This is a genomic window from Corallococcus sp. AB018 (genome assembly GCF_003986945.1).
In the GTDB taxonomy this organism is placed as follows: domain Bacteria; phylum Myxococcota; class Myxococcia; order Myxococcales; family Myxococcaceae; genus Corallococcus; species Corallococcus exiguus.
The window spans coordinates 1-12928 of record NZ_RAWR01000263.1; the positions used below are offsets into that span (position 1 = coordinate 1).

Below are 12928 nucleotides of genomic sequence, written 5' to 3' on the forward strand. Positions count from 1 at the left end.
TTCTACAACCGGAAGCGGCGCCACTCCGCCCTGGGCTACCTCAGCCCCATCGAGTTCGAGCGAGTGGCCACAACGAGTAGGCTGGCCGCGTAACCAACCTGTCTACGGAACCGGGTCACGCCCAGACGCCTGGGCGTTCGCGGGAGTCGAAGGCGAGACGCTGTACCTCGACGACGTCTTCGCCCGCGAGCCCTTCGACCTGCGAGCCTGGATCCCCCGGTTGATTGACCGGCCCATCCGGTCCATCCGCTTCGGGTTCACTCCAGAGCGCTACTGGCCGGAGGCCGTGACGGCCGGTGAGGACATGGAAGCGGACCTGTTCGTGCGCAACTTCCATCCCTCACAAGAGGCCCACCGGTTCCCGGTCATGGCCCACACATGACCCTGTCCCCATTCACATGAATGGGGACAGGGAAGAGCCTCACTGGCAGAGCCGCTCGACCGACTTGATCCGCACCACGCCGTCAACGTTCGGATCGTTGGTCTGGTCTCCGAGGGCGATGGTGCCGGTCGCCGAGAAGTTGTTCCGCGTGAGCTTCGCGACGCCGTCGATGCTCACCGTCGCGACCTTCGCGGCATCCACCACGAGCTCGTAGACATGGTACGCGCCATCGGTCACGGAGAATGCCGCGGACTGCGTGTCATCCGCCCAGCCAATCGCCGCATTGTCCAGGTAGATCATCTGCGAGCGATCCGTGGAGTTGCCGAACGGCGGGGTGAAGCTGCCCAGGATGGCCGCGCCGCTGTCGAGCTGGTTGTGGTTGTTCGCCGACTCGACCTGCATCGTCACTCGGAGCTTGAACGGCTTCGTTGCGTCGAACGCGTTCGCCCGCGTGATGAGCAACTGCCCGCTCGTTCGGCCGCCGCTGTTCGTCGACGTCGCGAGGCGGACGTAGTCCTCGCCGTACGTGAGTGTGTTCGGCGTCTGCGCGACCGTCGACCAGCCCTGCGCTGCGATGTCGCTGCCGCCGACCAGCAGCGGGACGCTCGCGCGCGGCGACCACGTCGTCGTCGACGTCGCGGGTGCGCAGACCTCACAGGCATTCGCGGGGTTCGGCGTACCCTCGGAGTAGAACGTGTCGTCGATCAGGCACTTCGGGCTGCACGCGCCTGCCGAGCAGATCTGTCCCGAGCCGCACGCCGCCCCGTCCGCGAGCGGCGTCCACGTGGTCGCGGACGTCGCGGGCACGCATTGCTCGCACGCGTTCGCCGGGTTCACCGCCCCGGCCGCGACCTGCTGGCCGTCGATCCGACAGACCGGGACGCAGACACCGGCCTCACAGGCCTCGGTGGTCGTGCAGGCCTGGTCACACCCTCCGCAGTGGGCGGAGTCACTGTCGGTATTGACGCACGTGTCACCGCACTGCGTGGTGCCGGCGTCAGTGCACATCTCCACGGACGCATCGGGGACGGATGCGTCCGGCACGGACGCATCGGGAACGGACCCGTCGGGGGGATTGGAGGGATCGTCACTACAGGCAGCGAAGAAGCCGAGCACGACCACACAGGAGAGCGCGATGGAACGAATGGAGATCATGACTGTCAGTGACTTTCCGCCTGCACCACGGATCTCGGGCGAAGGCCCGTCCTGGTTTTTCACGGTGCGGGAAGAGGGAGCAGAAGCCCCTCCTTGCGACTCACTGCAATACGTCGGCCAGGTAGTCGACGAACACCCTGACTCGCGCCGGCAGGTTGGCGCCACCGACAAAGACGGCGTGGATGTTCTCCGTGTCGCCCGGATTGTAGCGCTCCAGCAGAGGAACCAGTTGGCCGGAGCGGAGCTCTTCCTCGACGCTGAATGCGCCGACGCGCGTCACTCCCACGCCGGCAGCAGCCAGCTGGCCCAGGGTCTCTCCGTTATTGGCTTCGATACAGCCCTTCAATGACAGGCTGTATTCATGCCCGTCGCGCACGAAGGGCCAGACCGCTTCGGCCCGACGAAAATTGAAGTTCAGGCAGTTATGGTGGTGCAGGTCTTCTGGAACCATCGGCGTCCCGCGCCGGTTCAGGTAGTCGGGTGAAGCCACGATCACGCGCCCTTTCTCGCCGAGCTTGCGCGCGGTCAAACCGCTGTCCGCGAGTGGGCCGAAGCGAATGGCGACGTCCGCCTGACCTGCTGCGATGTCGACCACGCTGTCCGTCAGGTTGATGTCCACCAGGATGTGGGGGTATCGCGCCGTGAAGTCGCCCAACAGGGGGACCACGCACAGGCGCCCATGCGAGAGGGCGGCGCTCACCCTCAGCCGCCCGCGCGGCGCGCCCAGATCCGCGATGGCCTGCTCCGCGTCGTCCAGCTCCGCCAGGATGCGCCGTGCCGCGCCCAGATAGGCTTGCCCCTCGGGCGTCAGGGTCAGGGCCCGGGTCGTGCGGATCATCAGGCGTACCCCCAGACGCGCCTCGATGCGGTCGAGGGTCCGGCTGACGGCCGACGGGGACAGGCCCAGCTCACGCCCGGCCGCCGAGAAGCTGCCGGTCGCCGCCACGGCCGAAAAGACGGCCATCTCACGCGCCCGATCCTCGCCGCCCAGCTGCACCTTTGCGTTCATCTCAAGAATCCTTGGCTTTCGAGGGCTCTAACGCGCGCGCGACCGCCCAGCCATCTTTGCGCGCTCAGAACAACGCACCCCGTCGTGAACAGTCGCCGCGGGGGCAGAGAAAGGTTTCCTCGGATGAAGCCCAACCCTCCTCTTCTCGCTCTGGCGGTCGGCGCCTTCGGCATCGGGGTCACGGAGTTCGCGCCGATGGGCATGCTGCCTGTGATCGCAGGAGACCTCGGCGTCTCCATTCCAGCGGCGGGCCTGCTGGTCAGCGCCTACGCCTTCGGGGTGCTGCTCGGCGCGCCGGTGATGACCTTGACGACCGGCCGCGTGCCGCGCCGGACCCTGCTGGTCGGCCTGATGGGCATCTTCACCCTGGGCAATCTGCTGTCGGCGCTCGCGCCGGAGTACTGGACCTTGATGGCGGCGCGGGTGGTGACGTCGTTCAACCACGGCGCCTTCTTTGGCGTGGGCGCCATCGTCGCGGCCAGCGTGGTCGCGCCGAACAGGCGTGCGGGCGCTGTCGCGGCCATGTTCATGGGACTGACCGTCGCCAATATCACCGGCGTTCCCCTGGCCTCCTGGGCGGGCGAGACCCTGGGCTGGCGCGCATCCTTCTGGGGCATCGCGGGTCTGGGTGCACTGGCGATGATCGCGCTTCGCTTGACCCTGCCGCACGGCCGGGTCGAGCCCGCTGCCGACGACAGCGGCGCCATGAAGGCCGAACTGGCGGTGCTCCGACGCGGCCCTGTTCTGGCTGCCCTGTCGCTGACCGTGATCGGATCCAGCTCCATGTTCACAGTCTTCACCTACATCGCGCCGATTCTGAAGGAGCGGACCCTGGCCTCGACCGGCTTCGTCACCGCCATGCTGGTGACCTATGGACTGGGGCTGACGCTCGGCAACTGGCTGGGGGGCCGCTTCGCCGACAGGTCGGTGGACCGGACCTTGATTGTCACCCTTGCCGGACTCGCCGCGCTGTTGGTCGTCTTCGCTGGGGTCATGCCATGGCAGGCGCCCGCCGCCGTGGTGATCTTCCTCTGGGGCGTGGCGAGCTTCGCCCTGGTGCCGCCGCTGCAGATGCGGGTGATGACCGCCGCCAGCGACGCACCGAACCTGGCTTCGGCCATGAACATCGGGGCTTTCAACCTGGGCAACGCCATCGGAGCGGCCCTCGGTGGGGCGGTCATTGGCCTCAACCTCGGCTATCCGGCCGTGGCCTTGGCCGGGGCGGCGATGGCTGGAGCAGGCCTCATCCTGGTCTTGTTGCTGGTTCGCCGCGAGGCCCGCGTGATCGCGACGCTCCCGGCGCGCTGCTGAACCGACAAGCTTTAGAGCCCCAGCTCCAAGCCGATGCCCGGGGCCACGGACCAGAGCGTCTTCCGGGAGTTGGTTCCCGGGAACCACTCACCGACCACCTGCGCCCGGAGGAACTCCAGGAAGGTGATGCCCACGAGTGCCTGGACCACGGGCCGTGAGCACGCGGTCACGTGGCTGGCGCCTCGGTCCGTGCAGAGGCTCGTTCCGTAGCCGTCGTTCGCGCTGAACAACCAGCCGGCGCGAAGCGCGAGGCGGCTTTGGGATCTGTGCGAATGGCCACCCGGGTAGCTGCGCCAATGAAGTGCAATCTTCCCTGGTCAGCGAACACGGTGTTCACGCACCGTTTCCCGATAGCGAAGCCGCACTTGCGAGTGAATTGGGTCGACCTCGACGTGTCCCTGGCACGGATATAGAGCGCCAAGGGGGCCGAGAGAATTGAGGTGGTCGCCCATCTATGATCGACTCTAGGCCCAGTATGCACGGGGGATAAGTGAGCGAGCCCAATAACGCGGAGTCAGTAGTGCACGTAGCCACCGATGGAGGCAGCGCCAAGCCCGAAGTTTGGACACCAGAGGAGGAGCGAAATCGGGAGGTTTGGAAACTAGCTATTGACCTGCAAAAGCACTTCAACGACATCCACTTCCGGCTGCGCGCTTTCTACTTCGGCTTCTTAAGCGTGATTGCCACGGCCGTTGCAGCGCTCCTCTTCTCCACCGCGATGAGTGAGGCCAAGACGCAATTTCCTGCAGGAAGCCTAAAGCGAATAATTCTAAGCGTTTTCCTGGTCACCCCCGGAGTCGCAGTTTGGAGCCTCGACCGGTTCTACTATCATCCACTACTAGTTGCCGCCGTCGAAAAGGCGATAGAGATTGAAAGGATTTCGCCAAGGTTGATGTCGATCTCGACACATTTACGAAGTATGAATCACGCGTCGGTGTTTTTTGCGGCCTCGCGTGGACGCTCAAAGGTAACGTTGTTTTATGCGCTGATAACATCCGCAATGGTGGGACTCCTCAATGCAGATGAATGGTGCGCCGCCATCCTCTCGAGTGTCGTGGCTGGTGTGTTGTTCTATGTCTTTGAAAACAGTGCTGAGTGGTGGCGCGAGACCAAGGGTGGATGAGAGAGTCGTTGATGGTGGGCTTCAAGATTGTTGTGTGAGAAGGCCATTCGGTGGGCCTCACCTCCAGCACCGCCGAGATGAGGGGCGAAACCAGCTAGAGCGTGTCCGCAAAACAGGTCGAGGGCGCCCGGCGTTGAGGAGGCATGAGCCCAGGAGAACTGACCGACGCGCAATGGAAGAGACTGTCCGGCCTGCTGGCACCACGGAGGCCGGACAGGGGACGCCCAAATATGAACATTCGCTTGGTGGTGGATGGCATCTGCGGGGCGCTGCGCACGGGCGGTGAGCGTCAAGGTAGTTGTCGCGTGAGAGTGTTCAGCCGATGCGCTTCAGCTCCTGCACTTCCGGTGAGGGGTTGAGGCGCACGGGGCCCGCTGGCGTCCAGTCGCGGGTGTCGCGGCTCCATCGCTCGGGGTGACGTGCGCGAGCGCGCTGGTACACCTGGTGGCGCTGAGCGAGCAGCGCGACGTCGAGGCCAAAGTGCCTGGCTTCCGGCGTGACGAAGCGGATGGCGGAGTGTCGGTGCTCGGTGTTGTACCAGGCGACGAAACGCGCCACCCATGCGTGCGCGTCCTGCGTCGATGCGAAGGCGCGCTGGGGGAAGGAGGGGCGGTACTTCAGCGTGCGGAAGAGGGCTTCGGAGAAGGCGTTGTCGTCCGAGACGCGGGGCCGGCTGAAGGAAGGGGCCACGCCCAGCCATTGCAGCGTCGCGAGCATCGTGGCGCCCTTCATCGGGCCGCCGTTGTCCGAGTGCAGCACCAGGCCCTCGGGGCAACCCGCCTCGCGCCAGCTTTCGCGGATGAGCGCCGCGGCATGCGCGGACGACTCCTCCTCGTGGACATGCCAACCCATGATGCGGCGGCTGAAGACGTCGACCACGAGGTAGAGGTAGAGGAAGGCGCCCTTCACCGGGCCCTTCAGGTAGGTGATGTCCCAGCTCCGTAACCGTCCGGCCAACGACGTGTGCCGGATCGCTTGAAGGCGGACGGGGGCCGTGCTCGGGGCGAGCGGCGACGGATTGAGGCCCGAGGAGGAGAAGATGCGCAGCGTCAGGAGGCGCTGGTGGCGCGCAGACGCTTCCATTCGTGCGGCAGCAGTTCTCCGATGCGCGCATTCGGGTGCGTCTGGACGCGCAGCAACACGTCGGCGAGGTAGTCCTCGGGATTGACGCCGTGGGCCTCGCAGGTAGCGACGAGGGCGTAGAGGCCGGCGAGGTTCTCCCCCGCGGCTTCATGGCCGACGAAGAGGAAGTTCTTCCTGCCCAGGGTCGCTTTTCTCAACGCGCTCTCGCTGCGGTTGTTGTCCAAGGGCAGGCGCGCGTCGCGGACGAATCGAGTGAGGGCGTCCCACTGTTTTCGGGCGTAGGAGAGGGCTTGGCCCAGCGGCCCCTTCGGAGGATGGAGCGGCGTCTGCTCCTCCATCCAGGCGCGCAGCCCAGCGAGGACGGGAGCACTCTTCTGCTGACGCAGCTCGCGGTGGGCGTCGGTGCGCACGAGGCCGGCGTCGCGGGCCTGGGCCTCTACGCGGTAGAGGGCGAGGATGAAGTCCAGGGCCTCGCGGGCTTCCGGCGCGGTGGGCAGCGCGTCGAAGAAGCGGCGGCGCACGTGCGCCCAGCAGCCGACGCGCACGCGCCCCTCGGGCAGCGTCACCGCGTTGTAGCCCGTGTAGGCATCCACCACGAGGGCGCCCCGGGTGCCGCCCAGCACGTCATTCGGCGTCGTGCTGGCCCGGCCCAGACTGAAGCGGTAGCCGATGAGCCACTCGCCCTTGGGTGTCTGGGTGAGGAAGGTCCAGAGGTAGCCTTGCTTCGTCTTCTTCACGTCCAGCACGCGCATGGGCGTCTCGTCGGCCCACACCACCTCGGAGGCCGCAATGACTTGCAAGAGGTGCCTGGAGAGCGGCTGCAATACCGAAGCGGACTGGTGGAAGAGGTCCGTCAGCGTGCTGCGATGCATGGGCACGCCGCCCCGCTCTACGCGCTGGGCGAGCCGGTGCAAGGGCATGGCGTCCGCGCATTTGGACGTCACCACGTGCGCCAGGAAGCCCGGGCCGTACTCGCCTCTGTCCACCACCCGCACGGGGGCCGGGGCCGTCACTACGCCCTGGCCGCATGCGCACGCGAGGACTTCCTGTACGTGCACCTGGCGCTCGAAGAAGGCCGGGACGTACTCGTACATTACCGAGGTGCGCCCCGTGCCCAAGGGCTTCAGGTCCTCGCTGCCGTACGTGGGGCAATGGCGCGCCTCGGGTGGCACCACGTGCCGCACTTCGCGCGTAGGGGCCTCCTCGGCCTTGCGCGCCGCGCGCTTCTGGCGCTTCGCCAAGGCAGCCGTCGCCCGAGCCGTCTCCTCTTCGGGGCTGGGTGACGCGCCTCTCAGCTCCGAGGCGACAGGCGGCAGCTTCTCCGCATTGCGGCCGAAGACGCGCCGCTCCAGCGCGGCCATCTTCGACTCCAGCGACGTCATCCGCTCGCGCAGCTCCTCGGCCTCCTCACGCCAGGGGCAGAAATGGTCGAGAGGGAGGACTCTGGGCACCCGCTCTCAACGACTCGCCGGGTAGGCCATTCACCAGGTGACGTGCTCAGCTACCTGTACGCCCTGGGGGCGCCCAGGCAGGCGGGCGCTTCACCTCGGCCACGTCGATGCCATCCAGCAGCATCGCCAGTTGCGTGGCGTCCAGCGTCACCGCCTTCGCCTCCGTGTCCACCCGGGGCAGCCGGAAGCGGCCCGTCTCCAGCCGCTTGTAGAGCAGCACGAAGCCGCCCCGGCTCCACGTCAGCACCTTGATGCGGTCGCCCCGCCTGGAGACGAAGGCGAAGAGGTGTCCCGAGTAGACGTCTTCACCCCACGCCGTGCGCACCAGCGCCATGAGCCCGTCAATCGACTTGCGCATGTCCACCGGCTCCGTGGCCAGCACGACTCGGACGGAAGAAGGCAGCGTGAACATCGCTGCTTCACCGCCCCAGCGCCGCGACGAGAAGCGCCACGTAGGCCACGTCGGTCCCCACCGCGAAGCGCACCCGCGCTCCGCTCGCGGCGACCACCTCCAGCACCGACTCCGTCGCCACCTGCACCGGTAACAGCCGCACCGGCTCCGCTCGCGCCGCCTCGGCACGTCGACTGCGGTACACCCACGACTGCAAAGTGCTCAGTCGCACGCCTTGCTCCAGCGCGAATTCCCGCTGCGTCTGCCCACTCGCCCCGAAGGCTTCCGCGACGCGCACCCACTCCGGCTTCTCCACCTGCTTCGCCATGCACTGAAGCGTCCGCTGCGCGCCGCTACCCCAGCAATCCCTTACGGCACGTCGTTGGCCGGACGGTTAGTGCGCCGGGATAAACCGGCATGGAGTCGCGAATGAAAGAGTCGTACATCGAAGGGCTAACCACCCGCGATGACCCCAAGTCATGCGACGGCACCCGCAAGGGGGCTGGGCGAAGCGTTGACCGGGGTAGGTGCAGGCTGGGTATTGAGCTGCGAAATCAGGCCTCCAGGACGCCGACGCTGTTAACCGAAGCGGAAGGCCCCACGGACGCGAGCGCCAGGGTGAGTTCGCGAACGGTCCTGCGCAGTCGGAGACCCCATGCATGTACTGAAACTCCATGCACGAGAACCGGGAGGTCCTCTGCTTGCCCACCGCAGTTGGCGAGGTGGGACGCATCGGGAAGGTCGGAGACCGTCATCCGATGACGCACGGGCAGAGGAAGTCGGACAGGCTCGTAGTACCGGTGAAGCCGTCGAACAACGCTCGCAGTCGAGCCGCGGAGACGGTGGAGGGAAGGAGCCTGGCCAAGAGGAACGCGGGGGAGCAAAACAGGCCCCGGACACAGAGCCGGACAGGTCTGCCCAGTGAGCTCCTTCGCGTACGCCAAGCTGCAAGGAAGGACAGGAAGGCGAAGTTCACCGCGCTGCTACACCACGTCACACTCGAAAGCCTTCGGACGTCGTTCGCGGCACTGCGCCGCAACGGTAACCGTCCGGCCAACGACGTGCCGTGAGGGATTGCAGGGGCGGCGGCGCGCGGCGGACGCTGCTGGGCATGTCGAAGCAGGTGGAGAAGCCGGAGTGGGAGCGCGTCGCGGAAGCATTTGAAGCGAGCGGGCTGGCGCAACGGGAATTCGCGCAGCAGCGAGGCGTGAGGCTGAGCACGTTGCAGTCCTGGGTGTACCGGCGTCGGCGGGCCGCGACGGCGTGCGGTGAGCCGGTGCGACTGTTGCCGGTGCAGGTGGCGACGGCCCCCGTGGCGTCCGAGTCCGTGCTGGAGGTGGTGGCGGCAAGCGGAGCGCGGGTGCGTTTCTCCGTCGGGACGGACGTGGCCTACGTGGCCCGGCTCGTCGCCGCGCTGGGGACGTGAGGCCGCGATGTTTACCCTTCCCGCGTCGGTGCGCGTGGTGCTAGCCACGGAGCCAGTGGACATGCGCAAGTCCATCGACGGGCTGATGTCGCTGGTGCGCACGGCCTGGGGTGAGGACGTCTACTCGGGGCACCTCTTCGCCTTCGTCTCGCGCCGAGGCGACCGAATCAAGGTGCTGACGTGGAGCCGGGGCGGCTTCGTGCTGCTCTACAAACGACTGGAGACGGGAAGATTCCGCCTGCCCCGCGTGGAGGCGGAAGCGAAGTCGGTGGCGCTGGACTCGACGCAGTTGGCGATGCTGCTGGACGGCATCGACGTGGCCCAGGTGCAGAGGCAGCCCGCCTGGACGCCTCCCGGGCGCACGGGCAGCTGAGACGGACTGGGGCACCGGGACGGGCCGTTATTCAAGAGTGCCTCGCGTGCTGCCCCAGAACCACTTCTGCCCCTGGCGGGAAGAAGCCGAGGAACTCAAAGCCGAGGTGGGCCGCATCGGCGGAGAGCTGGACACCCTCAAAGGGCAGATGGCGGCGCTGCAACGCCACGTCTTCGGCCGCAAAGCCGAGCGGATGCCGTCCGTCGCCAGCGAGCTGCGCCAGGCCGCGGTGAGCCCCGCGTCGAAAGCAGCGCGGGACGAGGCGGCCCTGCGGACCCGGCGCGAGCGTGCGGCGCACAAGGCCGAGGAGGCCCCCAGCCGCGAAGTCCGGCATCCGGTACCACCCGAGGCCCGGCACTGTCCCGCGTGCGGAAGCGAGGACTTGAAGCCGCTGGGCGAGGGCCGAAGGACGGTGGTGTATGAGTACGTGCCCGCCTTCTTCGAGCGCCAGGTGCACGTGCAGGAAGTCCTCGCGTGCGTGTGCGGCCAGGGCGTGGTGACGGCCCCCGCGCCCGCCAGGGTGGTGGACAGGGGCGAGTACGGCCCGGGCTTCCTTGCGCACGTGGTGACGTCCAAGTGCGCCGATGCCATGCCCCTGCATCGGCTGGCGCAGCGGATTGAAAGAGGCGGCGTCCCCATGAGTCGCAGCACGCTGACGGACCTCTTCCACCAGGCCGCTTCGGTACTCCTGCCGCTCTCGTCGCACCTCTTGCAAGTCATCGCGGCCTCCGACGTGGTGTGGGCTGACGAGACGCCCGTGCGCGTGCTGGACGTGAAGAAGACGCGCCAGGGCTACCTCTGGACCTTCCTCACCCAGACGCAGCAGGGCGAGTGGCTGCTGGGCTATCGCTTCAGCCTGGGCCGGGCGGGCAAAACGCCCAAGGACGTCCTGGGCGGCACGCGGGGTGCCCTCGTGGTGGACGCCTATACCGGCTACAACGCGGTGACGCTGCCCGAAGGACGCGTGCGCGTCGGCTGCTGGGCGCACGTCCGTCGCCGCTTCTTCGAGGCGCTTCCCACCGCGCCCGAGGCCCGCGAGGCCCTGGACTTCATTCTCGCCCTCTACCGGGTGGAAGCGCAGGCGCGCGACGCGGGCGTCGTGCGCACGGACGCGCACCGAGAGCTGCGCCAGCAGCAAAGTCTCCCCGTCCTCACGGCGCTGCGCGCGTGGCTCGAATCGCAGCTCCCTCGCCACCTGCCCAAGGGCCCCATGGGCCAGGCCCTTTCCTACGCGCTGAAGCAGTGGGACGCCCTCTCGCGCTTCGTCTCCGACGCGCGCCTGCCCTTGGACAACAACCGCTCCGAGGCGGCGCTGCGCAAAGCGGCCCTGGGCCGGAAGAACTTCCTCTTCGTCGGCCATGAGGCCGCGGGGCAGAACCTCGCGGGCCTCTACGCTCTCGTCGCCACCTGCGAGGCCAACGGCGTCAATCCCGAGACGTACCTCGCGGACGTGCTGCTGCGCGTCCAGACACACCCGCATGCGCGCATCGGCGAGCTGCTGCCGCACGAATGGAAGCGGCTTCGCGCCGCCGACTCCTCCTGACGCTCCCTCACCACGACACCTCACCCCATTGGGACTCGCGGCGCCCGCCGAGCACGGCCGAGGCTTGCCTTCAAGCTCGCCGACACGTCATTGGCCGGACGGTTACCCGCAACGCCGCGCCGGGAGTAGACGGCGTGACGTGGGAGACGTACGGCGCAAGGCTCGAAGAGAACCTTCGGGACCTGCACGCACGCCTCCACCGAGGAGCGTACCGGGCGAAGCCCTCACGCAGAACGTACATCCCCAAGGCGGACGGGCGGCAGCGACCGCTCGGCATCGCGGCACTGGAGGACAAACTCGTCCAGCGCAGCATCGTCGAGGTGATGAACGCCATCTATGAGGAGGACTTCCTTGGCTTCTCGTATGGGTTCCGGCCAGGGCGCAGCCAGCACCAGTCGCTGGATGCGCTCGCGACCGGACTCAAACGAAGGAGGGTGAACTGGGTGCTCGACGCGGACATTCGTGGGTTCTTCGACGCCATCGACCACGAGTGGCTGATGAAATTCCTCGAGCACCGGATTGCAGACAAGCGAGTCCTGCGCCTCATCCAGAAGTGGCTGAGCGCAGGTGTGATGGAGAAGGGGACGTGGCGGGCGAGCGAAGAAGGCACGCCCCAGGGAGCGACGGTGTCGCCGCTGCTGGCGAACATCTACCTCCACTACGTCCTCGACCTCTGGTTCCAGCGGTGGAGAAGAAAGCAGGCGCGAGGTGATGTCATCATCACGCGCTACGCGGACGATTTCATCGTGGGTTTTGAGGACCGCTCTGATGCCGAGCAGTTCCTGGCGCTCCTCCGCGAGAGACTGCGGATGTTCGCTCTGGAACTGCACCCGGAGAAGACACGCCTCATTCAGTTCGGGAGGCTCGCCTCCAAGAGCAGAGAGAGGAGTGGGCTTGGGAAGCCAGAAACCTTCAACTACCTCGGGTTTACTCACATCTGCGGCAAGTCGAAGGCAGGCTTCTATCTGGTGAAACGGCACACGATGCGGGTGCGGATGAACGCGAAGCTGAAGGACGTGAAAGCGGAACTTCAGCGACGTCGCCATCTGCCCATCCCGGAGCAGGGGAACTGGCTTGCATCCGTGGTGCGCGGCTATTTCGCGTACCATGCAGTTCCCACCAACATCGCCGCCATGGGGCGATTCCGAACGCAGGTCGGCCAGCACTGGTACCGGGCGCTCCGGCGTCGGAGCCAGCGTGACCGGACGAACTGGGCGAGGATGAAGACCTTGGTGGACCGATGGCTTCCGAAAGCTCGTATCCAGCACCCTTGGCCTGAAGAGCGGTTCGACGTCACCACTCAAGGCAAGAGCCCAGTGCGTTAGCAGCGCCCGCTGGGATCTGTGCGGGGGGCGGCTCCAGCCTTCACGGGTGAAGAGCCGTCCCTACCGCGACCACAACTACAACAGCCTGCGCGACTGGTGCCATGAGCACCGAGTGCAGGCTGTCATCCCCACCCGCACCGACCAGTGGCGCCTGCGCTCCTTCCGCCACGCGACCTACCGCAAGCGCCGCCGCGTGGAGTGCCTCTTCAATCGATTGAAGCAGAACCGGCGTAACCGTCCGGTGGACGTCGTGCCGGGACGCTTGAAGACAGGCCCCGGCCGTGCTCGGCGGGCGCCGCGAGGAGCGAGTTGTTCAGGGACTGAGCTGGAGGGGCGACTCGGGCGGGTCGGCGGTG

The 12928-nt window shown here is 66.9% G+C and carries 14 protein-coding genes and 1 pseudogene; 8 read left to right on the plus strand and 7 right to left on the minus strand.

Translation table 11 applies throughout. From position 1 onward, the window contains the following. Positions 1-220 precede the first annotated feature (220 nt). Positions 221-382 carry a GNAT family acetyltransferase gene (locus D7Y11_RS37355; protein WP_126936057.1) on the plus strand — a complete coding sequence of 54 codons (162 nt, stop codon included), beginning with the start codon at positions 221-223 and terminating at the stop codon, positions 380-382. Positions 383-421: 39 nt separating this feature from the next. Here the strand turns inward: D7Y11_RS37355 and D7Y11_RS37360 are convergent, their stop codons facing one another. Both D7Y11_RS37360 and D7Y11_RS37365 read right to left on the minus strand, forming a co-directional pair. Next, a complete protein-coding gene (locus D7Y11_RS37360; RefSeq protein WP_126936058.1) occupies positions 422-1537 on the minus strand; it encodes a hypothetical protein in 1116 nt (371 codons plus the stop codon). A 100-nt stretch (positions 1538-1637) separates the two neighbouring features. After that, complete coding sequence (locus D7Y11_RS37365; RefSeq protein WP_121762914.1) at positions 1638-2546, minus strand: LysR family transcriptional regulator; 909 nt, start codon at positions 2544-2546, stop codon at positions 1638-1640. A gap of 123 nt (positions 2547-2669) precedes the next feature. Between D7Y11_RS37365 and D7Y11_RS37370 the strand changes: the two genes are divergently transcribed. Next, complete coding sequence (locus tag D7Y11_RS37370; protein WP_126936059.1) at positions 2670-3857, plus strand: MFS transporter; 1188 nt, start codon at positions 2670-2672, stop codon at positions 3855-3857. Positions 3858-3868: 11 nt separating this feature from the next. On the opposite strand, the gene D7Y11_RS37375 is transcribed toward D7Y11_RS37370, so the two are convergent. Continuing rightward, a complete protein-coding gene (locus D7Y11_RS37375; RefSeq protein WP_199753895.1) occupies positions 3869-4087 on the minus strand; it encodes a hypothetical protein in 219 nt (72 codons plus the stop codon). Positions 4088-4347: 260 nt separating this feature from the next. Between D7Y11_RS37375 and D7Y11_RS37380 the strand changes: the two genes are divergently transcribed. Then, positions 4348-4980, plus strand: coding sequence for a hypothetical protein (locus D7Y11_RS37380; protein WP_126936060.1), 633 nt, complete (start codon positions 4348-4350; stop codon positions 4978-4980). Between the two features lie 315 nt (positions 4981-5295). On the opposite strand, the gene D7Y11_RS37390 is transcribed toward D7Y11_RS37380, so the two are convergent. Genes D7Y11_RS37390 through D7Y11_RS37405 form a run of 4 tightly spaced genes read right to left on the minus strand, consistent with a single transcriptional unit; the run spans position 5296 to position 8233 of the window. Continuing rightward, complete coding sequence (locus D7Y11_RS37390) at positions 5296-6063, minus strand: DDE-type integrase/transposase/recombinase (RefSeq protein ID WP_233607514.1); 768 nt, start codon at positions 6061-6063, stop codon at positions 5296-5298. After that, on the minus strand, positions 6030-7514 hold the full coding sequence (locus tag D7Y11_RS37395; protein WP_233607515.1) for an IS66 family transposase: 1485 nt from the start codon (positions 7512-7514) through the stop codon (positions 6030-6032). Before D7Y11_RS37395 ends, D7Y11_RS37390 begins: the two co-directional genes overlap by 34 nt. 46 nt (positions 7515-7560) lie before the next feature. Further along, on the minus strand, positions 7561-7926 hold the full coding sequence (gene tnpB / locus D7Y11_RS37400) for an IS66 family insertion sequence element accessory protein TnpB (protein ID WP_126936062.1): 366 nt from the start codon (positions 7924-7926) through the stop codon (positions 7561-7563). A 7-nt stretch (positions 7927-7933) separates the two neighbouring features. Next, the gene (locus tag D7Y11_RS37405; RefSeq protein WP_126936063.1) at positions 7934-8233 is read right to left on the minus strand and encodes a hypothetical protein; all 300 of its coding nucleotides are present in this window, start codon (positions 8231-8233) and stop codon (positions 7934-7936) included. Positions 8234-8971: 738 nt separating this feature from the next. Here D7Y11_RS37405 and D7Y11_RS37410 point away from each other — a divergent pair. The 5 genes and pseudogenes from D7Y11_RS37410 to D7Y11_RS37430 form a co-directional block, all read left to right on the plus strand. After that, positions 8972-9331 carry an IS66 family insertion sequence element accessory protein TnpB gene (locus D7Y11_RS37410; protein WP_233607516.1) on the plus strand — a complete coding sequence of 120 codons (360 nt, stop codon included), beginning with the start codon at positions 8972-8974 and terminating at the stop codon, positions 9329-9331. Positions 9332-9338: 7 nt separating this feature from the next. After that, positions 9339-9704 carry an IS66 family insertion sequence element accessory protein TnpB gene (tnpB, locus tag D7Y11_RS37415; protein ID WP_126936064.1) on the plus strand — a complete coding sequence of 122 codons (366 nt, stop codon included), beginning with the start codon at positions 9339-9341 and terminating at the stop codon, positions 9702-9704. Between the two features lie 46 nt (positions 9705-9750). Further along, complete coding sequence (locus D7Y11_RS37420) at positions 9751-11247, plus strand: IS66 family transposase (protein WP_120575869.1); 1497 nt, start codon at positions 9751-9753, stop codon at positions 11245-11247. Positions 11248-11381: 134 nt separating this feature from the next. After that, positions 11382-12572, plus strand: coding sequence for a group II intron reverse transcriptase/maturase (gene ltrA / locus D7Y11_RS37425; RefSeq protein ID WP_368773803.1), 1191 nt, complete (start codon positions 11382-11384; stop codon positions 12570-12572). Between the two features lie 46 nt (positions 12573-12618). Then, positions 12619-12928: pseudogene (locus D7Y11_RS37430) on the plus strand (hypothetical protein); the annotation flags it as partial.